Source organism: Pseudomonas sp. TS_SC_3, assembly GCF_056156225.1.
In genome coordinates this window covers 1,004,832-1,029,224 of record NZ_CM149586.1, presented here as the reverse complement: position 1 = coordinate 1,029,224, position 24,393 = coordinate 1,004,832, and the positions used below count along the sequence as shown (strand labels likewise).

Sequence of the window (24,393 nt, the reverse complement as noted above, 5' to 3'; positions counted from 1 at the left end):
CTTGAAAAAATACCACGTAAGATCTCATGTAATACTAGAATAAATCACAAGAGATTACATGAAAAAAAATCTATCACGCAGCGACTGGTTTAACCAAGACCCAAACATCCATGACTGGCTGAAAAAAACAGCTCCGATTTGGGCACGCGATGACCATAGCATCCTGAAATATTTAAATATGCTAAATGAGGATGACTTTAAGAAGACAAAGCAACGCTGGTATTCACACATATACAGAGCAAAGAGAAAATCTCTTAGCTGCGATATTTCACCGACAGCCTTTAGTACACTTAAAAAAATTCAAGGCAAACGCGGCCTGACCGAAACCCTAGAAGAAATAATTGACCTCAACCACGCAGCCAAACAACACTACAAGCGTGTTTTTGAAGAAAAAGTAAAAACTATAAAAACCAAGAGAGAGATCGGCATTTCTAGGGAGATTAACAAGCTCAGCAGCACTATAGAGAATACAGCAGCCCATCGCTCTGAACTTTCTGAATTGAAAAATAAAATTAAAGAGCAAGAAGGACAGATAGAGGCACTCAGAATCATAGCTTTAACATTATCAGAAAAACTACTTAACGAAGGGGTATCATTAGACTTAGGCACTATAGAAAAATTAAAAACCACTTTAAACCCGACAAGCCAGGACGACTAATTCTATTCCTAAGAAAAATCTCAGACCAAATAAACCCGACGGCGCGCACTGCGAAAAACTTAACACATACAAAAATCTACACAATTGCGACTAACCCCCTAAACTGGTTCAGTTAAAAATGATTGATGGCAATTTTCAAGCAGCATGGCCAAGTTATTTCGACGTAATAGCAGAAATTAGGTGGTCCGAGCCAGTATCTCACCAAGACCTATTCACTACAGGCATACCCGACAACGAAACAGCCTATTTCTATTCTATCGTTGCTCAAAACAGTGACGCTTGGATTCCTTATTACATTGGAATTACCACTAGGCAAACAGTCGCATTACGCAATCAACAACGAGATCACAGAGAGCGACTCGCAGAACTCAAGGCATCTCACCCTAAACTTCAATTCATGCTAACTCTTGGGACACCGAAATTTGAGCGAGGACGGGCCACAGACGAAACTATTAGCCTAATGGAAGGCCTTCTCATTTATTGCAATTGGCACGACGAAATGGCGAACACAATGAAAGCCCAAACATATAGTTCAATGAGGCATGTTTTTATTCGAAACGTTGGATGGTCGCACCACATTGAGCCCGAGGTCGGCTTTGGCGCCTTCTATAAAGGATACGCGTAGCGGACTCAAAATTTTAGTTTTGTACTGATACTTTCAATAGGCCACGCCAATTAGACTATTGCATGAGCATGCACGGTGGAGCATCCATAGCTTCATAATAGAACAGCGAGAACAGTAATAGTCAATTTCAATGAATAATCAACTGACGCACCGCCTGTACACCGATTTTCCGAATCTATACTTTGGCCATACCAAACCACCAACAGGAAGCTCAATGTGCTGAGGATTCGAATGCGATGATAGTTGATATCAACTGTTACGAGTATTCAGCGAAAAGCTAATAGCACATCTTGAACAACACCCTGACCTCAAATTTTGAATTACCCAAATCAATAGCAAAGATCATTCATTACGTATCCATTACCTGGGAGGAGATAGCATTTTCTGGGCTCATTGCTGACACTTGCCAACTGGCACTTTCAACGCCTGAAAAACTTTAGCTGCCAAGCCTCTTTTTCTGCTATCCACCCTGTGGCATAAATAACAATACAGTGCTGTAGCATCTACTAAGGAAATCATCATGAACTGCTACCCTAACTCCGAGATGATCAGTACCTATGCAGGCTACACTGGAGAAGAGCACTGCCACTGTACAGTGGTACTACGTGACGATGAGATAGTCGTGGAGTATATGGACGGCAGCGCCAGGATCACTTACCACGGGCGCATGACTGAAGATGGCCACTTCATACTTCAGCATGATGAGGATGGATATCGATATAGCGCCACACTGAGGCGTACCGCCGAGGATCTGCTGGAGGGTAAGTGGCAAACCAACCGACCCGGTGCAACTTATAGCAATGGCACCTGGAGCATTGAGCTCGGCTGAAAACATCGCGACGCATTCTGTCGCACCAATGCAACATGCTCCCTACACGTCATTCGGGAGCGTGCCCATGGATCGCCTGATTAAAGAAAACCTCGAAGCCCTGCTGCAAGACGCCTCTGGTAGCAAACGCCTGGGACGCAGGCTCATCAATCTCGCCGGTTTTCTTGGTACAACTGCGCCACCAGTCAATATACAAGTCCAACTCAATTGCTTGTCGCGACTTCTGGTCTTGCAAGATGCCTTCGACGCCTTGCTGGAGCCTGTCACCCTGCAATCCCGCGCTGGTATGTCACGCATGCTCGACGCACAGGCGATGCACGCGATGATCGCCAGCCTGGAGGCAACCCGCCAAGCCATCACAGAGGTGGGTGAGATTAATTACGCCGAACTGATCGCATGGCTAGTGGGGCAAGCCCAGGCACGCCGAATTCTCCGCGTGAAAAATCTGGAAGCCGGAGGCTGATCATGGCAGACCTGAGCAACCTAATCCCTCCACTGCCGCTGCGTTTACGCGTGATGGATTTCAATTCGCGTTGTGAATCCATACATACGCGACTCAACTGGGAGCACCAACGTACCCTGCTCGACCCCAGCGATATAGCCTTCGTGATCAACGCCCCTCTGCATTATCTGGCTGACGACGACGACGCTAGCCACGTGTTCTTCATCGAGCCGGCTCCCCGCGCCCGGGAGCTTGGACGGCGTGGCTACCAGATCTTGCCGGCGCCGCACATCGCCTCTACCGAATTCCAAGCCTGGTCCGCACAGGTCGTTCGCTATGTTCGCCATGCAGCCTTGGGATGTGACTGGCCTGGTCGCAACTACACCGACTTTTGCCAGTTCCTGTCCCATAGCAGGGGCAGACAGCTGCACTTCTCACTTTCGGACTTCGACTACACAAGTCCGCTGCCACTGCTGCACCTACCCTGCCATGACTTCCGTACGCTTTACCTGCTACTCATCGACAACGAGATGCCTGACCTACATGCGCTTTGCGAACTGGCAGAAGTCGCGGAGGAAATGAATCCCAATCTTGAGGCGATGGTATTTGGTACCGCCATCCTGCCGGACGAGCCCGCCAAGGTCATGCTGCTGGGAGAAACAGTAACCAGCCTGATCGGTTGACTCGGATCACCCCTCCATAAGGGATGCAGGATGAAACCTACGCTGACCGCCTAGATGACGTTTTCAGCCAGGGAAATGAATTTGGTGCCCACGAACGCCCCTGCACGACATCCGTTTCGGCAGGGATGCCAACCATTCAGCTGCGTCACCCTGAGCAGACTGCAGCCGCTAATTGCGCTGGCATCGAGCAAAAGACATCATCTGCTAACACATAGCCAAGGGATGCTCAGGTGCCCAATAACTCATCCCGCCGTACGCTTGCTCGTCAGTGGGAACTGCTCAAGCTCTTGCCCAACAAACCTCCGGGCCTAGCCGCATCCGACCTGCTGCAACGCTTGCAGGAAGCTGGGCATGAAACCAGCAAGCGCACAGTTGAGCGCGACCTGATCGAGCTCTCGCAGTTGTTTCCTTTGCAGTGCAATGACAAAGGCTTGCCGTATGGCTGGTATTGGGTACCAGGCAGCGCGACCGAATTACCTGGACTATCCCTGAGCGATGCTTTGACCCTGCAATTGATGGAGGGCAGTCTGCGCCCTCTGATCCCAAACCACCTACTGAAAACCCTAGAGCCTAGGTTCCAGCAAGCTCGCCTGAAACTGCAGGCTTTGGGCGAGGAAGTCCCGACAGCCAGCTGGCTGGACAAGGTAGCTACGGTGAACCCCGAGCTGGCTCTAGTTCCGCCAGTAGTTGACGAAACGCACCTGGAGACAGTCCAGGAAGCACTCCTACACAACAAGCAACTTGAGTGCAGCTATTACGCTGCCCACAAGGATCGTCACCATGAGTTCACTCTCAACCCGCTCGCACTCGTGCAACGCGGTCAGGTGACGTACCTGCTGGCGACGGTAGAGCCATTCGAGGACGTTCGCCAGTTTGCACTACACCGACTCAAAGCACTGCAACAGACCTCAGTTGCAGCGAACAAGCCTAATGGTTTCAATCTGAAGACCTATCTAGCCAGCGGTGCAATGCAATTCGGCACACCGGCAAAGATGGTGATTGAAGCCTGGATAAACGAGGGTCTGAGCCGGCTCCTTGCAGAGACGCCCTTGTCAAACGACATGCTTCTCGCACCAGAGGACGGCGGTGCTCGCCTGACGGCAACGGTCAACGACAGCTGGGAACTCCGCTGGTGGATTCTTTCTCATGCGGGCTCGATTCAGATTCGAAAGCCCAGACAGCTACGAGATGAAATAAGCCAGCGTTTACGCTCGGCTCTAGAGCTTCAAGAAAGCTGACCAATCAGCTAACGTTTAAGGCAGATCGGCAGCAAAGCATGGCGGCCCGTCAAGCTGAACACGGCTTCGAGGTTGTGGATGAGTCACCTCAAGTAAGGCTTCATACTCGCGATGGCTCAGGCAGCCCAATGAGCTCAGCGAACCATGCTCTTTTAGTTGTGCCACTCTAATCTGCTGCCAAACTTTGCGGTGGCACAAAAAGTGGCACAAAATTCCGGCTCCAGACAAAACACCCGCCCATAAAAAAATCCAGTCACCGCTAAGTGACTGGATTTTCTAGGGTTTTTTGGTCGGGACGGAGTGATTCGAACACTCGACCCCTTGCACCCCATGCTACAGCCTTTACAGCGCTAAGCTGTTGATACATAAAGAGAATAGCACCATTCACGCGCCGCAAAAAACGAGATTATTTGTGCTTTTGCAAACCACAGCACGCGGCCTGCAGCGGTGGTTTTGCGCAGCAATGGCCGGGGTTTCAAATCCCCCCGGCTCCACCATACAAGGCCCGGAAATACTGGGCTACAGATAAAAAGCTGCTGAAAGTTGTTGTGGATTAAGGCTGTTTTGGGCCGAGTTCAGCGACTTTTCAGCAGCTTTTTTATTTGCCTTAGATTTACAGCCAAATCGCAGGCACAAAAAAAGGCCCGGCACATGGGGGTAATCCCATGTGCCGGGCCTTTTTGCTTTCTGGCGTTCTGCTAACCGCCCCCGCCTAGGGCATCAAATGCACCTTCACACCCAAGCCCTCTTACTCGGCTTTCATCGGCGACGGCTGCATAGAGTCCAGCAGCCTCACCAAGCCGGCCGAGCAGGTCGGCGTGCACTCGGGCAGTGGCGGTACTTGCCTGGCTGAGCTGGGCAGTGATGGTATTGCCGGCTGCTCGACTGCGCTGTTCGGCAGCGGCAAGGCGCTGCTGCAGGCGCTCAAGAGCGGCACCAGCGCCGGCAGCATCAGCGCGGGCCACTTCAAGTTGCTGTTCAGCATGCCTCTTCACCTCATCAATGGCCGCCATGCGGCGCTTGGTTTCCTGCAGGGCTGCCACGGCCGCTCGGCGGTCACGCTCGGCCACCTCGGTTTTGTAGTCGGCAAGCGCCGATACAGCGCCAGCAGCATCTGACTTTGCAGCAGCAACCCTCAACTGCTGGGTGCCGGCAACAATGCACATCGCCAGCACCCAGTACCCCCAGGCCGGGACCAGCTTCAACCAGCCGGCCATCACGGCACATCCTTAAAGAAGATGTGGCGCCCAATCTTGCAGGTGCGCGTCGCCACCTTCGCCCAGGCTGGCGGGTCTTTCATGGTTGTTGAGTAGTAATGAGTGGCTTGGCCGGTCGGGTCTTTCTCATGGCCATCTATAACTGCCAGCGCAGCTTCACGGCATTGGATGAACTGCGCGGCCGGGATCTGCTTCGCGCCGCGCAGGTAGGCCGAGTTCGGGTCGTTGCGGTTCCAGCAGCTGAACTGCCATGGCGCGCGGCACACACCGGCATACCCCTCCCCCCACCAATCAGGCTTGCCATCATTGTGCAGATCAATCTCTACCCGGTTGCGGATGCACCAGCCAACGGCGATCTGCCCGGCAAGCCCTTCGCCTCTGGCTTCACCCCATATCGTGCGGGCCAGCACATCAATGTCACGGTCACGCTGAGTCATACTTTTCTCCAGGCAACAAAAAGCCCGCACAGGGCGGGCATTGATAAGAGGTGGTAATGGCACTCAGATTTGGGCGAAAGCGAACGAGCCTGATACGCGCAACAGCAACCAGGCTCGCAGCCGAGGCACTGGCCGATATCGACCTGAACGAACACGACTTCAACAAAGAAGACCGGCTCACGGCAGAAGAGCGCGTGGCCATTTATGCAGAGATCAGATCGATCTCTAACAAGCTGCTACTTGAAGCTGAGCAGATCGAGGCCAGGCTGCAGATGCCAACGGATTAACGCACCCGGTGCAACGTAGCGCGAGGCGCTAGAACGGCGGCATTACGTGATAACCGGCGATACCCAGGATGACCCGGAGAAGAATAAGGCTTAGGGCAGCGGTGATGATAAACGTGCGCACGTGACTTCCTGTCTTGGCGATGTTGCTTGAACAATAGCACTTGTGCGGGCTCTTAATAAATCATCAAACGGACTACTCTGGGCCTTAGTAGTTATCTTGTAGCGGTATATTCTGGGGGCCTCCAGGCACCCACGGAGCGAACGTGAGCAAACAAATCTGGATTGTCCGCTCAGAGCAGGCGACGGCCCAAAACCTATAAGAGCCTACGAAACTCAGCAGACGCCTGAACTATACGCCGCGCCCGAAGGCTTCGCCGTGGGCGAGGAAGGCTACTATGCCGAGCCGATCACGCTCTACCCGTAAGCGCTAAACATCCACATCGTAAAAGGCCCGCGCGGGGCGGGCAGATATACCCGATTTTACACAACGGCTATTACCCGTTCGGGAACGGCACGGCGTCCGGTGTATATGCCTCAACCCCGCGAGATGCTTTAGTAATTCGCAGTTCGTCAATCACACCGTTTACCGCTAAATTTCCTTCGCTGGCCAGTGAAGCCTTGGCCGTTCCGATTAGCAAACCGTAATCGGAAGAATTCCGGGCTCCGAAAGAAAACGGAGTTAGCGGAATCAATACACCGTTAATCAAAATAGCAAAACTGCTGCCAGTGCTAACTAGTCTGAAGGAGAAAAATTGCCTATGCGATATGGGCAAATTATACGCCGCGTAAGCGGTCGCGGAACCCTGAGCATAGCAAAAGGCAGACCAGTTACCGAGATACCGGCTGAAATACATTCCCGCCTGGTAAGGGCCGCTAGCGGAAAGCTCAAAAACACCGGCGTCAACATCCCCCGTTCCCTCGACATCGAAGTAAACCCGACCCTCTACCGTCCAAGCGTCCGAATAGCCGAACCCAGCCGTGTTCGGGCTCTTAGGGGCGCGCAGGTATGTTCCAGTCGGATGCCTTAGTGCTGTCGGCCCGAAAACCTTAACTGTATCGTCCAAGACACAGGCTCCGACTCTCTCTGCAATCTGGCCATTCTTACTATCGATGAAGGTAGTGCCCCCGGCGGCACCATCAAAATGCCACAGGCCCATTACGGAAGCCCACAAAGAGTCCGTTGCGGCGGCTGTCAGGCGCATTTGACCCGCTGTTATGCCGGGGATCATGCCGGCACCGTCTGGCCGATCACATCCCACACATCAGGCGCTACGCGCTTAATGGTTGCACTCATGCGATCCGTCATAACTAAGGTTCCTCCACTCGGAGCGTTTAGGGCTACGCCTGCGCCTGCGGCTAGGGTTAGATTGCCGGCGCCAGCGCGCCGAATGTGTACCTCGGTATCGGCAGCCCATGCCGCTTGGCCTTGCGGAGCAACCGTGACGGTGGATGCTGCTGCGTTTGTGAACCGGATGTAAGCGCCCGCATCGTTCACGCCAAGGGTGCGAGCGGTTGTTGACTCGGTGGTGACGGGTGCCGGCGCTGCTGAAACGGTCAGGTTGCCAGCCCCCAGTAGCGACTGGCCGTTGACGGTCTTGATATTGGTGCCGCTGACCAGCGCGGCCTGCTTGCCCTCCACCACTGTAGTCAGGTCGCTGATTTGCTTCTGCAGCTTGCCGATAGCGGATAGCACGTTATCGGTCGCAGATACCGCCGCCGCGGATGCCAGGCTAAGGCCAGTTAGTACGGCAGCCCGAACGCGAGCAGCGGTGTGATACAAATTGCTGCTGCCTTCGCTCAAGCTGTCGGTGTTCGTGTTGGCTGTGGCGCCCGTGGCAATACCTCCGAGCTTTGCCTTTTCCGCATCGGTGTAGGCATTGGTATCGGCGTTGATTTCGTACAGCACCTTTACCTGAGCTGCTGTTATAGGATCAGCGCTGCCTGCCTGCGCCACCCACACGCCGTCATTGTCGTCCCAGATATAGCGCAGTACGGGGTCGCCGGCACCCGCATCGACGTTCGCAGAGCTTCCTGGCGCTGCAGTTGGGTGCGCAGCCTGCAGCGCAACAAGTGTCGGATACTCGCCCTTCCACAGGCTGCCGTCTAAAGCTGCCAGCTTAGCCTTCTCGTCCGGCGTGTAGTTTTCTTGGCTGAGGCCGTAGCCCGCCACCTTGTCGACTTTTAGGGACAGCCCTGCTGTTAGTGCTGCAGGCTGTACCGCTGTGTCAGCAAGCGCACCCTGCGCAGCTGTGCCGGCGCCTATATCGCCTGGCGCGGCCGGGATAAATGGTTTGCTGGCAAGGTCTGAGTAGCTTCCACTGGTAGCGACCTCGGCCAGGCTGCTGGGCTGAACAGCAGAATCAGCTTTGGCACCTTGCGCGCTTGTAGCCTTGCTGTTTAGCGCGGCCTGTAAATCTGCCTGGTTGGCCAGGGAGCCGGCGATCCCACCCCAAGTCGCGCCCGCAGCCGCGAAGCTCTCCAGCATCTCGGCAGTTACCGAGGCGGTGATCGTGCTACCAGAAAGCCAGCTTTGCGCGGCGGTGCCCTCAAGGCCTCGCGTTAGCGCGGCGGTGCCGCTCACGACTGCAGCATCAACCACTTCAAATTGCGAGCGGTCGGCATTGCTGATGCAAAGCCGGTATGTGCCATCAGGCAAATCCAGCACGGCCGTAGTCGCGCCGAGCGCCAGCGTCAGCGGGCGGCTCCAGTTGTTCACGTAATCCATGGGTTACCTCGGTTATATCCAGCAGACGGGTTCATCCTGGTCACGCATGACCTGGCCGGTGGCGGGGTTGTAGCTGCCGTAAAATCGGCCCTGAGCGCCGGAAGCAAGCCCGCCGCTATGGAGGCCGCCTGGGTGGGCGGCCGGGCCGGTGCGGTGGACGTAGCTGTAGCTGCCGGCTTGAAAATCAAACGGACCGCTGCTCACGACTAGAGCCAACAGGTTATTGCTGTAACGGCGTGGCGTGGCCTGCGCCGCTATCCAGTCAGTCATGAAAATCTCGCCGCCCCAGCCAGAGCTGAGAACGGCGATACGGGCTAGGTTTGCAGTGCTGCCTGAAAACCGCACGCTCATGCGGCCATTCAGTAAGGGGTCAAAAAAAGCAGTGTTGATGTCCGTTGGCATGCTCTGCACGATGCTGCTCGACTGGCCGTCTAGCGTGCCGCTGCCCGTTTCTGTGCGTGTAGCGCCAACGGGGCCGCCAGCTGAATCCACCACCACCCGGCGCAATGCCGAGGCGTTGCTGGCATTGCCGCTGAACTGATCAACAACGCTGCCGTTGAGCGCAAGCTGCACGGTGAGGGTGCTGGTGATTTCGCCGGCGCGGTCGATGCGCTGGTAGAGCGAATCCTCCAGCACGGTAACGGGGCCGCCGTCATCATCGCGGCGTACCACGCGCTGGCCCGTTGTTGTTTCTGTCGGCACCTCATTGCCGCCGCTGCTGCTGTAGCTGAGCGAAACCGTCACCTCGTCCAGCCCAGTCGGCGAGTACCACAGCGCCAAAATGCGCCCGCTAAACGCCGCGCTATCGGCGAGGTTCAGGCTGTCATAACCAAAGGTGGCGCCTGCGCCGGCCACCCACGTTGTTGTGTCGATGCTGTAGCCGTCGAAGCCCTGAGTTGTCGTCACCTGTCCGGCGAGCGTGTGGCTGCCGACGCCTGACCAGTTCTGCAGGGTAAGCGACTGGCTGCCCAGGGTTTGAATGCGAGTGCGCACAACGGTCAGTGCCGCGCTTAGGCCGTCTACGCCGCCGGCAATGGTCAGCTCTAGCCAGCCCATCGGGTGCCGGCAAATGTCCTGCCGCCCCTCCCGCCACGCCTGCAATACGGCCGCCGGCACGCACAGCATCAGCAACGCGGCGCTGCCGTCCGGGCGGATGTCGCACACAGACAGTTCCGCTTGATTACCGATGCTCTGCTGCGGGTCTTCGTCCGCCTGCCCCATGTCCGCCAGCGTGGCAATGAGCTGGAAAGGCTCTGCCGCCGGACTGCGAAAATCGCCGAAGCGCCGCACTTGTAGGCTCAGAGTAAGCGGCTGATCGGTGGCCACGTTAGGCAGCTGCGCGGCCTCGATCAGCCAGCGGCTGCCATCGGGCGAGCAGTACACGTAGCCGCCAACGGTGTGGCCGTAGAGGTCCATGTTGCCACCGCCGATCAGCGCATCCGTACGCCATGTGTAACCCCGCGCGGCATCGTCGGCTAACTCGTCCGGCGTGCGGCTAACTGCGGCGCTGGGGCCGCGCTGTAGCAGTGTGTTGCCGTATGCATCGGTCAGCCCATCGCCGCCGGGCTGCTGTACAGGCCGAACAAAGCCTCCGGGCAGCGCTAAGGCTCCGTTGCGCGCCAGCCCCCGGTGCGGGTTGCCCCAGGTCATACCGGCTGCGCCAGATTGATAATGACCTCTGCGCCATCAGCATCGGCCAGCACCAGTTTTTTAGCCGCAGGCAGTGTGAGCAAGCCGTCATTGCTGTACTCGCCGTTGGGCCAGTATTCACGCAGCGCGTAGTTTTGCTCGGTCAGCGGGCTGGCGATGCCGCCGCCACCGCCGGTAGCAGGCGGTGTATACGTACCAGTGCCAACCTGGGCGGCCAACGGTCCGCGCGGCGATACCGGGCGCAACCCCTGGCGTGCCCGCGGCTTATTGACCACGGAATTGATTTCATCAACCTGACTCTTGCCGGTACGCCGCTCGATCATGGCGTCACCACTTGCGCGGCGGGCAGCGGCACCATCACTGGCGCGGCGCTCGGCGGCATTAGCGGCGCCGGATGCCCGGCGCTTTTCTGCGTTGGTCATGTCACAGCTCCAGCGGGTCGTTGGGGATAGCCACACGATAGGTGGCGGCCACTTCAGCAATCAGCTCATCGCGATAAATCGCGCCGACCTCAACACCCGCAACCTTGAAGCGGCGCGGGAAGTCTTCGGCGGTCAGGTCATCTTTGGCGTCCCAGTTGCCCGAGAAACCAAGACGCTCTTCGTCATAAGGCGGGATCGGGAATCCGCTGATCGGGTCATTACGGCGACCGCCAAGCTGGGTTGGCAGCGAGCCGCCTGAGCCGGGTATCGGCGGCAGGCTAGTATCCGGCGCGGCCGGCACCGTGAGCGGGTCTGCCACACCACCACCACGCATCACCGCAACGCTCAAGGTTGTTACGGCGCGGCCTGAGCCAAGGTCTATGTTGTGCTGAATGCGGCGGCACTTGCCCGTCGCTTTGGCGGTATCGTCAAGGCGCAAGGTATGGGTGAGGTCAACGGCCAGGGTCATATCCGTGGGCACTTGCCAACTTAGGGTGGTGCCACGGTGGGCGCTCACTAGCGTGGCCTCCCCCTTGCTCAGCAAGCACGATAAGAAGCTGACTCGACGGCTCTCATCGGCCAGATCTTCAATCCGCCCATTGCCACTTGGCGGCTTGCTCTCCCAGTCATCAGCTCGGCTATCTTCAATTTCAAAGCTGCTCGACTCACGCACAATAACGGGGGTTTGCAGATTGCCGGCCGTCATGGTCAGCGTGTAGCGATGAGTTACCGATTGCACCCAGCGCAGCGCGCCACTTGCAGTGAGCGAAAGCCATAGGTTGTCGAAGGGGTTTGCCCAGGCGTTGCCATCGCCACATGGGTTGGCCATGTTACCCGGCAGCTTGAAGCCACCCACGCGACCAACAACAGTAAGGCCAGCCCCACTGATGGCGCTTTCGATCATGTCAGAAGTGGGCAGCTCACTCGTCCAGGTGCGCCAGTTACAAAACCCAGCAATACCGCCGCTGCCGCCTGTCTGTGGGTGCGACCAGCCATATTGCACGTTGTGCTGATACAAACGCGGGTAGCGGTAACTGGCCTCAATTTCGACTTTATTGCTACTCGCGCCCTGCGGCTGCAGATCAATCTGCACGCTTTTGTACAGCGTGGTGCCGGGGCCGAACACGAATGCAGCCGGGCCGGCGTACCAGCTGGTGGTGCGCAGCTCACCGGTTGCTGAGCAATCCAGCGAGGCAGTGACCGTACTCAGCAGTTCCTCGGCGTACTCCCAGCGGCTGCGGCCTTCAAGCGGCTCAAAGGCATCAGGCGACCAGGTGCCCGGGATCAGCGCGTTGATCTGCTCGATCGTCAGCGCTTCTACCCTGTCCTGGCGTTGATCGCTGCACTCACACGACAGAATGCGGGTGGTGCTGTCCCAGGCTGGCATTTCCAGCGTACCGGTATACAGCCGCGCTGTGGTCACCACGCCCTCACGGTTGCGGCTGATGTAATCCAGCTCAAGCGGCTTGCCGGTCCAGTCCGGTGGCACAACAGGGCCAGGCGGCAGCAACAGGCTAAAGCCCGCCACCCCGGCGGCACCTTCTTCGCGGTCGATATCGATCAGGCCAGTCAGCAGCTGGGTAAGATCGACACCGCCCACCAGCAGGCGCACACGCCATACAAACGAGATACCGCGCACCACATAAACCGGCTCGGGCATAGGCGCAGCGCTTGCGCCGGCACTGCCCAGGGGTGCGGAGCCCAGTTGGCTGAAACCGATAAGCATTAGGCTTCTTCCCAGCTGATGGACCAACCCTGCGTGCCAGCACCCGAGGATTGGGTTTTAGGCGGCTTGCTGGCGAAGACCGAATACACCGGCATCCACCACACTTGATACAGCGTCGCACCGGGTACCGCGGGTACCGTGGCAACGCCTTCAACGGTGACCACAGCGGCCGGCACCCACTGCTCATCAACCAGGGCAAACGCCCATGGCGCTTGGTCTGGGCGCGGGGTGCTGGTGAGCGTGAACACCAGGCCAGTGCCCTGGATGTTGCTCACCTGCGTAGTGCGCAACTCAAGCGGGCCGCTGTAGTCCAGGCCATCAAGGCCCGGCGGCATCCAGCCCTGAGCGCTAATGGTGCCGCTGGCCTTCTCCCAGTGGGTTTGCTTGACCAGGGCGCCGTCACTCATGCGGTCCTGCGACCAGCCGCCAATGGGCTGCTCGGTCAAATCCGGGGCGCCAGCATGCAGCACAATCGGCACACCGCCGAGCATGAGGGGTACGGACATTGGGGGAACTCCAGGCAGTAAAAAGCCCGCTCAGTGGCGGGCTCTAAAATTATTCAACTGATTACTGGCCTTATAACTGGGACGCCCTGAGCGAAACCAGCTGATCTATAACAGCCTTGCAACCTGCTAGGTGTTTAGTAACTTCAGCAGAAGTTATGGACTCAGAAATTTTGTAATCGGCATCTGCACGGGCTTTCTTGAGTGCATACATCCGATTGCCGATGATGCTAAGGCGTTTGCCACCTACCTGGAAACGGGATATCAACTGATCATGCTCCCCCGTATTCGTCTTGCCTAGGGCTAGAGAAAGCGCATCAGCTGTTAATTTAGCCTCATGATAAGTGGAGTAGTAGGCTCTATTTATAATAGTGCGCAAAGTAATTTCATCACAGTTTGAGTTACCAAACAAATCGTTGGCAACCGTCATGAAATCACAAGATAAAACCGCCATAAAAATCCCTTTAAGACGCCCACTTAAACATATTTATACCAAAAGGCTTTGTTGAAAAAGCAATCACCTCACCTAGAGGATCTTCAAAAGTATCTACCAGTGCCGAAGAAATCTCCCAGTCAATTTCAACAAGTTTATCAACTGGTAGATCTAAAGGAAATTCAAAGAGCAGCCCCGCATCGTAAGTCACTGAGTAGCCGTAAACCACAAATGGCTTTCCTAGAGAATACTTCGACACAACCTGCGCTGCTACGTGTGTAAGTTCGGATATGTCAAAATCAGTAAGACCATTACGGCGAATTATTTCAGCGCCAATTCTAATATCTTCCACGGAGTGCTTATCGACGCCTGTAAAATTCTCAGGCGCTAAATCGACATTCATTTTTGACAATCTATCATTGCACTTATCTGCAAGACAAAACATGCCGGCATGCATGGCCATAATTCGAAGCTCACGAACTGACTCAGGCGACATCTCAAAATCAGTATTGTGCATGCACTCATATGCACCTTTAACATCCCAACAGTAAAGCTTTGCATTTATTTCAGCGAGCAAAGCGTACTTACTACCAGCACCAAAGATCTGTCCAGCCCTGCGAATGTTATGCATTGCGTCATCATATTTGAATCGCATCGCTTGAAGAAGCCCAAGCTCTACCCGAGCACTACCTTCAAAATCATGCATCTTACAAAGATCTTTAAGTTCGCTCTCAAGCTTCTTATATGCTAACTCATTAAACTGACCGCACTGCGCATAGTGGCTTAGGATTTCACCCCTAGCCTTAGAGAGCTCACTTAACTTTAGCTTGGGAACAGCCATCTAAATCACCTGTACATGGTTTGGCAGCCTTGCCGCAAAAAATCATGCGGACACGGGGAGCGAAAACGATTGACCTCGCAAGTCAGACCCAGCCTCTAGAGGCCATCGTATTCTTCTCGTTTTCTGGTTTTTAGACTCAGCATGCGGCCTCCCCTTTAAGCCAAGCAAAATACCGCTTCGGGTGATTTTTACCCATAGCTGTGGATAAGTCCAACAGCGATATAGTCAAGAACCTGGGCGCCCACCTCGCAATTCTTACTTGGCGGCCCAGCAATAGGTGCTGGGCGGGCTGCTATTACTAGCGCCGCCCCGGGCGAGCGAACTTTCGCGCAAGCCGCTGGATGTTCAGCGCCTCGCTGCGCGGGGCGGTGACGTTGATCTGCTCGCCACCCATATCGAATACAACGCGCACCTCATCCCGAGGCCCGGCGCTTTCCATTAGCGCCGGGCTCATCGCTGGTATAGCCGGCAGAGCCCGCTCGCTGACGTAGCCGCCCTCGGCAAACTTCGGCAGGCGGCGGGCATTCATCTGAGCAAGCAGCTCGGGGCCGTAGTGGCTTACGGCATCAGCGCGCATTACAAACTCGCCGTTGCTCAGGCGAGCCAGAATGCTGTCGCTTGTGCCAGTACCAGGCCCGTTTACGCGGCCGCCAGTGGCATAACCGGGCGGCTGCAGGTCTTTCAACACAAAGTCACCCGAGTAAGGTGCTACATCTTTCAGGATTGGCCCGTCCGGATGAACAACGCGCACCGGCAGCACAATCTCCTTCTGGCCCATTTCCGTTACAAGCGCCTGTATCTGTGTGCGCACAGCCTCGATGCTGGACTCGTCAGACTTAATACTAAGCGGCAGTTCCTTCAGCTTGGCGGCGTCCGTCTCCAAGCTTTTGATCTGCTCGCGGATAGCCTCGATCTTGCTCTCTGCGTTGGTTTGCTCGATGTCGTTGGCGGCCAGCTCAATGGCTTGCAGCTCCTGAATAAACCCGCTGAAGCCGTAGGTGTTTTCGCCGGCGGCGGCCAAGTCTTGCAGCATTTTCAGGGCGGCTTGGGCTTGGGCCTGGGCACCCGCTACATCGCCGGATTGCAGCGCATTGCGGGCGCCAATCTTGAGATCCTGCGCCGCATTGTAAGAAGCCTCGCCCTCACCACCCAGCCCAGCCAGGGCTTCCTTGTAGCGGGTTTCTATCGTGAGCCGATCCTTGCGGACTTTCTCCAGCTCGGCGTTGGCTTTTTTCTGAGCGCTGACCAGAGCTTTGCTCTGCTTTTCAGCATCATCAACCAGTTGGCCTTGCAGCTTCTTCAGCTCGCCGATGTACTTGGTGTTCGCGTCCACCTCTTTTTGGCGGCCGGCTTCTGCGGCGGCAGCAGCGACCTCAGAAAGGAATTGCATTTCCTCATTGAGGCCACCTTGCTGCTCAATTAGCGCAGCGCGGGCCTTAGACAGCGCGTTGATTTCTGCCTGAATTTCTTCGTCAGTGGTGCCTGTAAAGAAATTAAAGACAGCGTCAGTGGGGCCGGAATCTGAGAGGGTGGTGCGTAGCATTTTAATCTTCGCATCTAGGCGATCCAGCTCAGTTAGGTTTCCTGTAATAGCAGCAGCGATAGTCCCAAACTCCGGGCCTAGCCGGGCAAAGTCACTCACCAGCCCTATGGCGAGTGCGCTCATCTCTATAAGAAGACCTGTAAAAAACTGAAGCGCCTCCTGGAACGCTGGGTCAGATACGGCCAAGGTCAACCGCTTGATCTGGTCAATTAGCGGCTGAACATCGGTGCCGCCAATTGCCATGTTCCACTGATCCATGAGGGCGGTCATTGCACCGCCAACTGTTTCTGGCAGGGTCTCTGCCTCTTTGCGGAGTACTTCAAGCTGGCTCACAAGAGCATCAGAGACCACGTCTGCTGTAAGCAAGCCCTGGGCGGCCATTTCTTTCAGGGCGCCGACCGGCACACCGATTGATGCCGCCAGCGCCTGCATTAATCTCGGTGCTTGCTCAGCCACGCTGTTGAACTCTTCACCGCGTAGCGCACCAGCACCCAGTGCTTGTGCAAACTGAATGACGCCGTTCTGTTGTTCCTCGGCAGTTGCGCCGGATACCCGGAACGAGGTGGCCACAGCCTCGGTTACTTTGAGGATATCGGCCTGGCTGCGCCCGGCTTCTTTTAGTGGGCGGCTGATGCGGCCGTACAGCGTAACCAGCGAAGCCAAGGGGCTTTGCGTGGCCTGGGCAATACGCGCCAGCTCGGTTTGCGCAGTGGTGAACTCTTGCTGCGAGCTGGTGGCCAGCTTCAAGCGGGCACTCATCAGGTTGTAGGCATCCGCCTGGGCAGCAATGCCCTTAATCGCGGCCACCGTGGCATAAGCCGCGCCCACACCGCTAACCAAACCCGGCAGCATCGAGCCGCCTGCACCCAAGCGGCGCTGCTCGGCGGCAAGCTGGCCCATGGCGGTTTTGGTTTCGATAACGCGCTGGGTGTAGGCCCGCTGGGCAATCGATAGCTCGCGGGTTGTCAAGTTGCCATTGCGGCGCAGCAGCTGGTACTGGCTATTAAGCTGTGCCAAGGCCCCTTCGTACTGGCGTGCACGGCTGATACCGAAGTCGGCTTTGGCCTGTTCCAGGTTGGCTTGGCGTTGCTCGCGGGCCAGCTGACCCAAGGCTGCAGCCTGAGCGCGAATGCCTTGTACGGCCTCACCCCGGCGCCCATCAACTTGGGCCTTGGCCATCTCTGCTTGAAGACGCTGCTGCTCGCCGGCCAAGTTGCGGGTATCTATACCGGCGGCTTTAAGCTCAGCACGCTGCTCACGCACTTTGACCTTTTGCCGGTCGAACTCTTGCGTGGTGCGCGCCAGGTTACGCTCAGCCTTGCTCAGCTCCGCGTCCAGAAGGCGAACCGGTTGCGTAGCGGCCTGGTACTCATCACCCAATACTTTTACGCTGGCACGGCTAGCGCTAAGGGCTTGCTGGTGGGAAGCAAGGGTGGTGCGCTGCTTTTCATACTCAGCAGTTGCCGCGGCAACTGCTTGCTTGGCAGCAGCCATCGCTGCTGTATCCCCATCGCTTTTAGAACCACCATCGACACCGGCCTGAGACTTCTTGAGGGCATCAAGCGCCTGCTTGGCGGCCAGCACAGCAGCACGCTGAGCATCAAGCTTTTGCTTCTGTCGATCCACGGCAGAGCTGGCGCGGTTCATCTCCTTTTCTGCCTGGCTCAACGCCTGACCAAGCTTGGCGGCGGGCGGGCTGACTTTCTCCAGAGCCTGCTGCAGGTTGGTAACTTTTTGCCGGGCGTCAAAGAAGGCGGCACTGGCTTGCTTGGCGCTCTCCTGCACCTTCTGCAGGGTGTCAATCTGGCGCAGCGGTTTTTCAATCGCTTTAACCGTCTGCTCATATTCCTTGCGGAAGCCACCCACGCCTTTGGTGGCCTGGGCTACGTCAGCGGTCAGGCGCAGTTCGATATCAGTCATGGGTTAGCCCTTCAAGGCGCGGCAAAAGAGTGGCCAGGGGTAATCCAAAACACGGTGATGGCCGAGCACCGTGAGCTTGCAAATCAGGTTGTCGAGCTGGCTTAGGCTGGCGTCTGCGCTTTGAGCCGGGCCAGCATCGCGAAAAAATCGGGGTTGGCCTTCTTGCAGCCCGCCACCACTTGCGCCAACTCGCTTGGGCGCATGGCGTCAATGTCGCTTTCGGTGAGGTTAGTGAGCGCCGGCAGGTCGCCGAGGCGTAGGTCTTGGAACAAGGCGTCCTTGACCAGATCACCCGAGCCAGACGCAGCGATAAGCTGGCGCACACCGGCCACCGTCAATTCACGGCAGATCACTTCCTTATCGCCAATCTTTACTAGTGTGGTGCTGCCTAATTCACTCATGCTTTTCTCCGGGTAATAAAAAACCCGCCGAGGCGGGTCTATTAAAATTCAAAAAAACTAATTAATTTCCCATTTTTCTACGGGAAACTTATGCCCACTACTTTCATTTAGCCGCGCACCCACAAGACCTATTCGCTCAACAGCCTTCGCTAAATCCTTTTGAGCTGTGTCAAAAGAGGATTCTGCAATATCAACCTCGTCCTTTGATTTTAGATAATTAATCCTCAGGGTGTGCACATTACCTATATCAGCAGCCTTTTTTAGCAGGTCGACTTTCTTATAAAGCTCAGGCTCATTCTCTACAGCAGCAAGCGCCGCCTTTCCCTCCGACTCAATCTGAGCAGGCGTGCGACTAAGTAGCAGCCGAAAGTTTGGATCATTTTCGTGTTTTTCGTAAACAGAATGCCCGGCTTTCGCTACTGACAAGGCAATCTCGGCGTGCTGCTGCACCCCAATTGCTTTGATTAATGATCTGGCCGCCTTTCCGTATGCTGCCGCCTGCTGACTCAACCCAGGCATTACGGAATCATCTACCGACAAAGTTTTGGCGATGGTTGCATCTATATCAATCACTCGGCGATTAGCTTTCTCGAAAAACTGGCCGCGAGTCATGCCTGAACCTTGATCTAACAGCTCGCCAACCAAACCATTAACAACTCTGACTTGCTGACTTAGCTGAGAAAATAGCAGTTCCTTTTTCTGTCTGCTGTCATTCAACTGCCACCCAAAAACAGCAGCCGCTAAAATAGCGGCCGATAAAAAAACAAACCCAGCAATTTTTACGGGCTTAGACGCAAAGCGGGTTTGCTTATAGCTCTCATAGTCGGCGCCGCATTTAATGCAGTTCCCAGCGCTGCGCTGCATCTCTACCATTGTTGGTTCGTACTTACACTTTGGGCACTGCATAGGGCATCCCTCCCAATTGAATGGGAGGGACTTTAGCCCAAGGCGTTACCGATTAACCAGCCCGGCGCAGCTCCGCCTTTACCGGCGCCGTAAGGTTTCGGGCCAGCAGGCCGGCTGAAACAAAGTGCTCATGAAAGTCCGATTCAATCTGGCTGCGTACATGGCGCAGGGCTGGGGCTAGCGTAGCGTTCCAGTTGCGCAGCAGCCATTCCGCATGGTGGCAAAGTGCGCGCAAGTTGGCGGCGCTGTTTTCGTCCAGGGCCATAGCGCACTGCATGGGTTGTTCTTTGCCCAGCCACTCTCCTTCCAGCGCGTAAGCCGCAACAAAGTTGCAAGCTGCTTCAAACTGTTCAACCGGAATCAGCTCAGTGCGCGGCACATTGAAGCGAGTATGCAGCCGACTGTGCAGCGTCTGCTGGCAGCTGAGCCGGTGCTCAACCGGCACCGCCTTGGCCTTGTCGCGAATCAAACCCTTGATGACGTTAAGCTCGGACATTCCGATCAGCTCATCAAGCACGGTCATGGCGTTACGGCCGTGAGTACGTACCGCCAATCCATCGTTCCAGTAAGACCACAGCACATCGTCGCATTCGTTCTGGTATGCGGTTATGCCTTCGCGAAGCTCGGGGCGGACCTTGCTAGCATGAATCGACATGAGCCAACCGGACAGCTTGCGCAGCGGGAGGCAAGCCATCATGTATTGCTTACCATCTGAACCAGTTGTGGTGATCATCACCATAACTGAATTGAATCGGCCGCCCTGGAGCTTGGCGTGCTGGCTCTTCCAATCAAGCCCCATCCCTTCGACAACCGGCTTCATCGGCACGAATGGCACACCGGAATTGTCGACCAGCAGCAATTCTTTCTGACGGAACGGGATGATCTTCGCTGTCGAGGCCTGGACATTGTTTTCTTTCGGAATTGCGGTAGCATTACTCATGACGTTTTCTTCCTGGTAGTTGAACTCGTTATCCGAAGCCCTAAGTGTTCCCGCACTTGGGGCTTCTTCGTTTCCAGCGGTCATAACGCTGCGCTCTTGAGCTGGCTCAAAAAGGCAACAAGCTGTGCGTTCATGGAGCGGTTTTCTTGCTTAGCTTTCTGCTTAATCCATTCCATCAAATCATCAGGTATGCGCACCTGTGTACGAACTATCTGGCTCATCACTCAAAACTCCAATGTAGTGACACACTGTCACTATACGAATGAGTTTTCGTAGTGTCAAGCTAGTGACATGGAAGAAATATACCGATCCCAATTCCGATTGCCCTATCAGCTCTATGAGCAGCTAAAGGCATCCGCAGATAAAAACCACCGCTCAGTCAATGCGGAGCTTGTCGAACGCCTTGAGCGGACCTTTGCGAGCGACAATCAGCTCAATGAAGCTGCTGAGTACATGGCGTGGCGTAAAGAAAACCCTGATGAAGCTGACGGTGAAAACATTGTTGGCATGCTGGCCCATCTTCGCTCGCTAATCAGCAGCGCAGAGACCGGGCTAAAGGCCGTCGAGCGCCTCTACGACCAGAAGACCGGCGAACACTCCCAGACCGTTGATGATGATGGCAACCTTATAAAGAGCTACGAACGCTAACCCTCAGCCGAGGAGCGGTCATGCCTGATCAGCAATGTAGCTATCCGGCGGGCCGTTAAGTGGGTCATAGCAAGCCATCAACTCGCCTTCCTTGCTGAAGTACAGGTTAATAATCCGTTCGGGGTTTGCTTTTGAACCATCGCCACGGTGAGCGGGCACATGGATCAATTCGACAATCTCCACTCTGCTGGGTGGGATATGGAAAGGGACTGGCATGGAAGACCTCCAGAAAGCGCTGAAGGATCTCGAAGAAATCGAGCAGATCCTCAACCATCACAATTACGCTGAGCCAAACCCTAATGCCGTCAGGCGCATACGATTCCTGGCGGCCCAGCTTTCGGGAATCGATGCTTACATCGCAGAGAAAGCCTCCCGGATCGCGAGCCTTGCCGACATTTTCTATAGCGACCGCAAGCACCTACGCCACCCTGGCGGCGCGCAAAGCCTGCACACCGAGATAAGCTATGACCTGCCCAGCCGAATCAGGGGGCAGATCAGCACGCTGAAGGGCAGAGCCATTCAGCGCGACGATTAGGCCCTCCTTGGCCGCCCGATCAATCCACGTCCTTGATGGTCATGTACTGCGAGATGCCGTTACCAACCTTAGTGGCATCTTTCTCAGCCTTGGCGGTGAATTCCATGCCCTGGAACTCGTCACCGATAAAGCTGAGCGAGGCCGGCGAGTGGTTGATCTTGAACACTTCGATCACCACCGGCTTGCCAGAGCGCGCTTCGTTGAGGCCGATGAAGACCATACGGAAGCGTTTACCGGACTTAACCAGCGCCTGAATGGTGACGTGCTTGGCGTAGGCGTAATCCACTTGGATTTCTTGGCCGGCGGTGATGGTCCCGCTCTCGATTACTTCAGGGAATCCCGCCGCGTTGATCACGTAGTCGGTATTTTCCACAAAGGTGGTCGTGCCTGTTTTGTCCTTCACCACAACACCAGTAGCGCCAGGGTTTGCCAGCAGGATCATTGCGCCAGGGTGGGCGGTGTGCGCTTCACCGGTTACGGTTCCGGCGGCTACTTCGGTGCTGGCACCGTAGATAGCGCGACCCATGTTGGCCTTGTTGAAGTGCCGGGCGTTGTAGTTGATGTTGAGCGCTTGGATACGCTGCACGGACGAATCCAGGCCGCCACCGGGGGTGGTGTAGTCCTGCTCTTCGATTTGCTGCGGGGTGGCCTCATAGGTGAGGCTGCTGCAGTTGCCGATGAAGATGAGCCCCTTCGGGTCGTCCAAGTCTTCCAGGTAGATTTTGCCTACACCGAGGTAAGCGCCGCGAAGATCAGTCATTGCCCTGCTCCTTTTGCTGGCCGCCGATCACGCCGTGCTTAGTCAGCCACACTTTTTGATCTTCGGTCACTTTGATTTTTTCGCCGGCCTTGTACTGCTTGCCTGCGTGTTCGTGGGCTTTATCGAGGACGACCTCGACCAAGGCGGGCTGCTGAGCAGCCGCCTGCAATTCTTTGCTCATGGGTCACTCTCCGAGGGTAATGACGGTGTGTAGGTGTATGGGCAGCAACACGCTGGCGGCGCGCTCGCCGTTGCCGGGGGGGTAATGCTCTGCGGCGCCCAAGGTGAAGCCGGTAACGCCAATGCCGGTGGCCCACTCCACGTACTGGCCGCCGGATGGCATGAGGCAGCGCAGCAGGTCAAGTTCTAGGTCATCCAGCGCGGCCTCATAACCATCAAGGCCAACATCCACTGCGCCGATCACGTTGAAGCCAGAGAACACGCGCAACACGCCGGCACCCTGCTCAGGCGGCTTGCCTTTGGCTTGCTGCACAACGATTAGGGGGAAGCCGGTTTCTTTTGTTGCAATGACTTCGTTGAACCACCCTGTTTTGACGTTTGCGCCGGCAGCCGTCATGTAGCCGTTGGCGGGCGTGATGACGGACAGGCGAGCAATCAGCGCGTTGCGCGCAGCAGTTAGGCGGTTCATGAGGCCACCATGCAGGCAGCGGTAACCATGTGTCCGTCGTCTGCGATCACATCCTCTACGCAGTAACGCTTGCAGCCGCGCTTGAAAATGCCACCACGAACAGCAGCAGGCAGATCACGCTTCTTCCATGTAAAGCCCACTGCATCCGTTCGGAAAAGGCCGTCAGGACCAACGCGCTGCAGGTTGTGATCAATGATGACTTCAATGCCATAAGCCGGCGACTCAACCTGTGGGCCCAGGTAGTCGCAAGTGCCATCGTTGAGTGACGACATGATCATGGCGTCCATGTCGTCTACTAGATCGCCGAAGCCAGCCATGTCAGATCTTGAGCTCGCGCACGGCCAGCGGGCGGGTGCACAGGTGCAGTGGGTTGGACTGCGCCTCACCCATCACACCTTTGTCGAACGGCAGGCGCTCCAGTTTGGCGTAGTACGGCAGGCCTTCGGTGTTGACCGTTTCCATGTAGTCCGCCGGGGCGAAGGCGCTGATGAACAGCTCCGGTACGCCTTCTGGAATCACACGAGCACGGTCGTCAGCGATAAAGCCCTCACCGGCATAGCGACCACGCGAACGCTCCCAGAGAATGCCACCGAAGCTGAACGACTCGCGGCGGTCGCCGCGAAGAGCGGATGCCGCCTCGCTCGCCAGATACGTCTCACGAACGTTTTTGTGAGCAATCAACTTGGCCCAGTAGGTGCGACCACACAGGGCGCGTGCACCGCTGCTGGCAACGTTACCCAGTGCATCTTCCTGAGCCTCGAGTACGGCAACGCATTTGGCGCTTACATCGGTGGTCTCATCGGCCAGGCCCATGGATACCACCGGTGGGCGGGTGATGCCGAAGCGCTGGTAAATGTCGAGCAGTACAGTTGTACCGTCAGAGTCCAGCACCTTGCCACCCAGCGCGCCAATACGCTGGAACTCGTGGGTGAGGTCGAGCTGGCGGCGGGCCTTTTCAACACGCCGCGCTACGACTGCTTCAACCCCTTGCAACTCAGTCATGCTGCCGACTGCACGGATGCCCTGAATCTCATCAGCGAGAATCTGAAATACCTGCGGCAGGTGCACGGTGTTGAAAGGGATCAACTGGCGCTTGTCTGCGATAACTGCAAAACCGGTACCGCCGCGTGGCGCAGCTGGGACCAGCGCTAGGACGTTGCCGTCCTTCTCGATCTGAACAGTGGTAGTGGAAACACCCTGCTCCTCGAACAGGCCCATGCCAGCGATCTGGCCTGGCAGTGCGTGCTCTTCGTTGATGACGGTGAGCAGCGAGGAGACGCTGAACGCCTCGTCTTCAAAAATGGAAATCTCGGCCATGATGGGCTCCTAGAAATGACAAACCCCGCAAAGGCGGGGTTTAGGGTGTCGGGTGGGC

At 56.2% G+C, this 24,393-nt stretch carries 29 protein-coding genes; 8 read left to right on the top strand and 21 right to left on the bottom strand.

The window, feature by feature from the left end; translation table 11 throughout:
• Positions 1 to 58: 58 nt before the first annotated feature.
• From AC0J6G_RS05145 to AC0J6G_RS05125, 5 genes are all read left to right on the top strand, one after another.
• The gene (locus AC0J6G_RS05145) at positions 59 to 658 is read left to right on the top strand and encodes a hypothetical protein (protein WP_475251909.1); all 600 of its coding nucleotides are present in this window, start codon (positions 59 to 61) and stop codon (positions 656 to 658) included.
• Between the two features lie 1,145 nt (positions 659 to 1,803).
• Positions 1,804 to 2,112, top strand: coding sequence for a hypothetical protein (locus AC0J6G_RS05140; protein ID WP_475251907.1), 309 nt, complete (start codon positions 1,804 to 1,806; stop codon positions 2,110 to 2,112).
• A gap of 67 nt (positions 2,113 to 2,179) precedes the next feature.
• Complete coding sequence (locus AC0J6G_RS05135) at positions 2,180 to 2,575, top strand: hypothetical protein (protein WP_475251905.1); 396 nt, start codon at positions 2,180 to 2,182, stop codon at positions 2,573 to 2,575.
• Between the two features lie 2 nt (positions 2,576 to 2,577).
• Positions 2,578 to 3,237 carry a hypothetical protein gene (locus tag AC0J6G_RS05130; RefSeq protein WP_475251903.1) on the top strand — a complete coding sequence of 220 codons (660 nt, stop codon included), beginning with the start codon at positions 2,578 to 2,580 and terminating at the stop codon, positions 3,235 to 3,237.
• Between the two features lie 230 nt (positions 3,238 to 3,467).
• Positions 3,468 to 4,475 carry a helix-turn-helix transcriptional regulator gene (locus AC0J6G_RS05125; protein ID WP_475251901.1) on the top strand — a complete coding sequence of 336 codons (1,008 nt, stop codon included), beginning with the start codon at positions 3,468 to 3,470 and terminating at the stop codon, positions 4,473 to 4,475.
• 698 nt (positions 4,476 to 5,173) lie between these two features.
• Here AC0J6G_RS05125 and AC0J6G_RS05120 read toward each other — a convergent pair.
• A complete protein-coding gene (locus AC0J6G_RS05120) occupies positions 5,174 to 5,692 on the bottom strand; it encodes a DUF2514 family protein (protein WP_475251899.1) in 519 nt (172 codons plus the stop codon).
• Positions 5,692 to 6,129, bottom strand: a complete 438-nt coding sequence (locus AC0J6G_RS05115) for a cell wall hydrolase (RefSeq protein WP_475251897.1) — start codon at positions 6,127 to 6,129, stop codon at positions 5,692 to 5,694. Before AC0J6G_RS05115 ends, AC0J6G_RS05120 begins: the two co-directional genes overlap by 1 nt.
• A gap of 56 nt (positions 6,130 to 6,185) precedes the next feature.
• Here AC0J6G_RS05115 and AC0J6G_RS05110 point away from each other — a divergent pair, with 56 nt between their 5' ends.
• On the top strand, positions 6,186 to 6,416 hold the full coding sequence (locus AC0J6G_RS05110; RefSeq protein WP_475251895.1) for a hypothetical protein: 231 nt from the start codon (positions 6,186 to 6,188) through the stop codon (positions 6,414 to 6,416).
• 494 nt (positions 6,417 to 6,910) lie between these two features.
• On the opposite strand, the gene AC0J6G_RS05105 is transcribed toward AC0J6G_RS05110, so the two are convergent.
• The 13 genes from AC0J6G_RS05105 to AC0J6G_RS05045 all read right to left on the bottom strand — a co-directional run bounded on the left by AC0J6G_RS05105 (position 6,911) and on the right by AC0J6G_RS05045 (position 20,647).
• Positions 6,911 to 7,618 (bottom strand): hypothetical protein, encoded by a 708-nt coding sequence (locus AC0J6G_RS05105; RefSeq protein WP_475251893.1) that lies wholly within the window; start codon positions 7,616 to 7,618, stop codon positions 6,911 to 6,913.
• A gap of 23 nt (positions 7,619 to 7,641) precedes the next feature.
• Complete coding sequence (locus tag AC0J6G_RS05100; protein ID WP_475251891.1) at positions 7,642 to 9,081, bottom strand: hypothetical protein; 1,440 nt, start codon at positions 9,079 to 9,081, stop codon at positions 7,642 to 7,644.
• 72 nt (positions 9,082 to 9,153) lie between these two features.
• Positions 9,154 to 10,791, bottom strand: coding sequence for a hypothetical protein (locus AC0J6G_RS05095; protein WP_475251889.1), 1,638 nt, complete (start codon positions 10,789 to 10,791; stop codon positions 9,154 to 9,156).
• Positions 10,788 to 11,213: a hypothetical protein gene (locus AC0J6G_RS05090; protein ID WP_475251887.1), complete on the bottom strand. Its 426-nt coding sequence runs from the start codon at positions 11,211 to 11,213 to the stop codon at positions 10,788 to 10,790. The genes AC0J6G_RS05095 and AC0J6G_RS05090 overlap by 4 nt, the downstream gene beginning before the upstream one ends.
• Position 11,214: 1 nt before the next feature.
• The gene (locus AC0J6G_RS05085; RefSeq protein ID WP_475251885.1) at positions 11,215 to 12,939 is read right to left on the bottom strand and encodes a hypothetical protein; all 1,725 of its coding nucleotides are present in this window, start codon (positions 12,937 to 12,939) and stop codon (positions 11,215 to 11,217) included.
• Positions 12,939 to 13,445: a hypothetical protein gene (locus AC0J6G_RS05080; RefSeq protein WP_475251883.1), complete on the bottom strand. Its 507-nt coding sequence runs from the start codon at positions 13,443 to 13,445 to the stop codon at positions 12,939 to 12,941. Before AC0J6G_RS05080 ends, AC0J6G_RS05085 begins: the two co-directional genes overlap by 1 nt.
• A gap of 70 nt (positions 13,446 to 13,515) precedes the next feature.
• Complete coding sequence (locus AC0J6G_RS05075) at positions 13,516 to 13,896, bottom strand: hypothetical protein (protein ID WP_475251881.1); 381 nt, start codon at positions 13,894 to 13,896, stop codon at positions 13,516 to 13,518.
• Positions 13,897 to 13,906: 10 nt separating this feature from the next.
• Positions 13,907 to 14,716 (bottom strand): hypothetical protein, encoded by an 810-nt coding sequence (locus AC0J6G_RS05070; protein WP_475251879.1) that lies wholly within the window; start codon positions 14,714 to 14,716, stop codon positions 13,907 to 13,909.
• Between the two features lie 298 nt (positions 14,717 to 15,014).
• The gene (locus AC0J6G_RS05065) at positions 15,015 to 18,179 is read right to left on the bottom strand and encodes a tape measure protein (protein ID WP_475251877.1); all 3,165 of its coding nucleotides are present in this window, start codon (positions 18,177 to 18,179) and stop codon (positions 15,015 to 15,017) included.
• 101 nt (positions 18,180 to 18,280) lie between these two features.
• Positions 18,281 to 18,580 (bottom strand): hypothetical protein, encoded by a 300-nt coding sequence (locus AC0J6G_RS05060; protein ID WP_475251875.1) that lies wholly within the window; start codon positions 18,578 to 18,580, stop codon positions 18,281 to 18,283.
• Positions 18,581 to 18,637: 57 nt separating this feature from the next.
• Complete coding sequence (locus tag AC0J6G_RS05055) at positions 18,638 to 19,453, bottom strand: hypothetical protein (protein ID WP_475251873.1); 816 nt, start codon at positions 19,451 to 19,453, stop codon at positions 18,638 to 18,640.
• Positions 19,454 to 19,538: 85 nt separating this feature from the next.
• Positions 19,539 to 20,510: a phage antirepressor N-terminal domain-containing protein gene (locus AC0J6G_RS05050; protein ID WP_475251871.1), complete on the bottom strand. Its 972-nt coding sequence runs from the start codon at positions 20,508 to 20,510 to the stop codon at positions 19,539 to 19,541.
• Positions 20,507 to 20,647, bottom strand: a complete 141-nt coding sequence (locus tag AC0J6G_RS05045; protein WP_475251869.1) for a ribbon-helix-helix domain-containing protein — start codon at positions 20,645 to 20,647, stop codon at positions 20,507 to 20,509. Before AC0J6G_RS05045 ends, AC0J6G_RS05050 begins: the two co-directional genes overlap by 4 nt.
• Positions 20,648 to 20,717: 70 nt before the next feature.
• Here AC0J6G_RS05045 and AC0J6G_RS05040 point away from each other — a divergent pair, with 70 nt between their 5' ends.
• Positions 20,718 to 21,074 (top strand): Arc family DNA-binding protein, encoded by a 357-nt coding sequence (locus AC0J6G_RS05040; protein WP_475251867.1) that lies wholly within the window; start codon positions 20,718 to 20,720, stop codon positions 21,072 to 21,074.
• A gap of 18 nt (positions 21,075 to 21,092) precedes the next feature.
• Here the strand turns inward: AC0J6G_RS05040 and AC0J6G_RS05035 are convergent, their stop codons facing one another.
• Positions 21,093 to 21,290 carry a hypothetical protein gene (locus tag AC0J6G_RS05035; RefSeq protein ID WP_475251865.1) on the bottom strand — a complete coding sequence of 66 codons (198 nt, stop codon included), beginning with the start codon at positions 21,288 to 21,290 and terminating at the stop codon, positions 21,093 to 21,095.
• Between AC0J6G_RS05035 and AC0J6G_RS05030 the strand changes: the two genes are divergently transcribed.
• Positions 21,289 to 21,609: a hypothetical protein gene (locus AC0J6G_RS05030; RefSeq protein WP_475251863.1), complete on the top strand. Its 321-nt coding sequence runs from the start codon at positions 21,289 to 21,291 to the stop codon at positions 21,607 to 21,609. The genes AC0J6G_RS05035 and AC0J6G_RS05030 overlap by 2 nt on opposite strands.
• A 19-nt stretch (positions 21,610 to 21,628) precedes the next feature.
• On the opposite strand, the gene AC0J6G_RS05025 is transcribed toward AC0J6G_RS05030, so the two are convergent.
• From AC0J6G_RS05025 to AC0J6G_RS05005, 5 genes are read right to left on the bottom strand one after another with little or no spacing between them, the layout of a single operon-like run.
• Positions 21,629 to 22,369 (bottom strand): phage tail tube protein, encoded by a 741-nt coding sequence (locus tag AC0J6G_RS05025; RefSeq protein WP_475251861.1) that lies wholly within the window; start codon positions 22,367 to 22,369, stop codon positions 21,629 to 21,631.
• A complete protein-coding gene (locus tag AC0J6G_RS05020; protein WP_475251859.1) occupies positions 22,362 to 22,550 on the bottom strand; it encodes a DUF7210 family protein in 189 nt (62 codons plus the stop codon). Before AC0J6G_RS05020 ends, AC0J6G_RS05025 begins: the two co-directional genes overlap by 8 nt.
• Before the next feature lie 3 nt (positions 22,551 to 22,553).
• Positions 22,554 to 23,018: a hypothetical protein gene (locus AC0J6G_RS05015; protein ID WP_475251857.1), complete on the bottom strand. Its 465-nt coding sequence runs from the start codon at positions 23,016 to 23,018 to the stop codon at positions 22,554 to 22,556.
• The gene (locus tag AC0J6G_RS05010) at positions 23,015 to 23,335 is read right to left on the bottom strand and encodes a hypothetical protein (protein WP_475251855.1); all 321 of its coding nucleotides are present in this window, start codon (positions 23,333 to 23,335) and stop codon (positions 23,015 to 23,017) included. The genes AC0J6G_RS05015 and AC0J6G_RS05010 overlap by 4 nt, the downstream gene beginning before the upstream one ends.
• A 1-nt stretch (position 23,336) precedes the next feature.
• Complete coding sequence (locus AC0J6G_RS05005) at positions 23,337 to 24,335, bottom strand: major capsid protein (RefSeq protein WP_475251853.1); 999 nt, start codon at positions 24,333 to 24,335, stop codon at positions 23,337 to 23,339.
• Between the last annotated feature and the right edge of the window lie 58 nt (positions 24,336 to 24,393).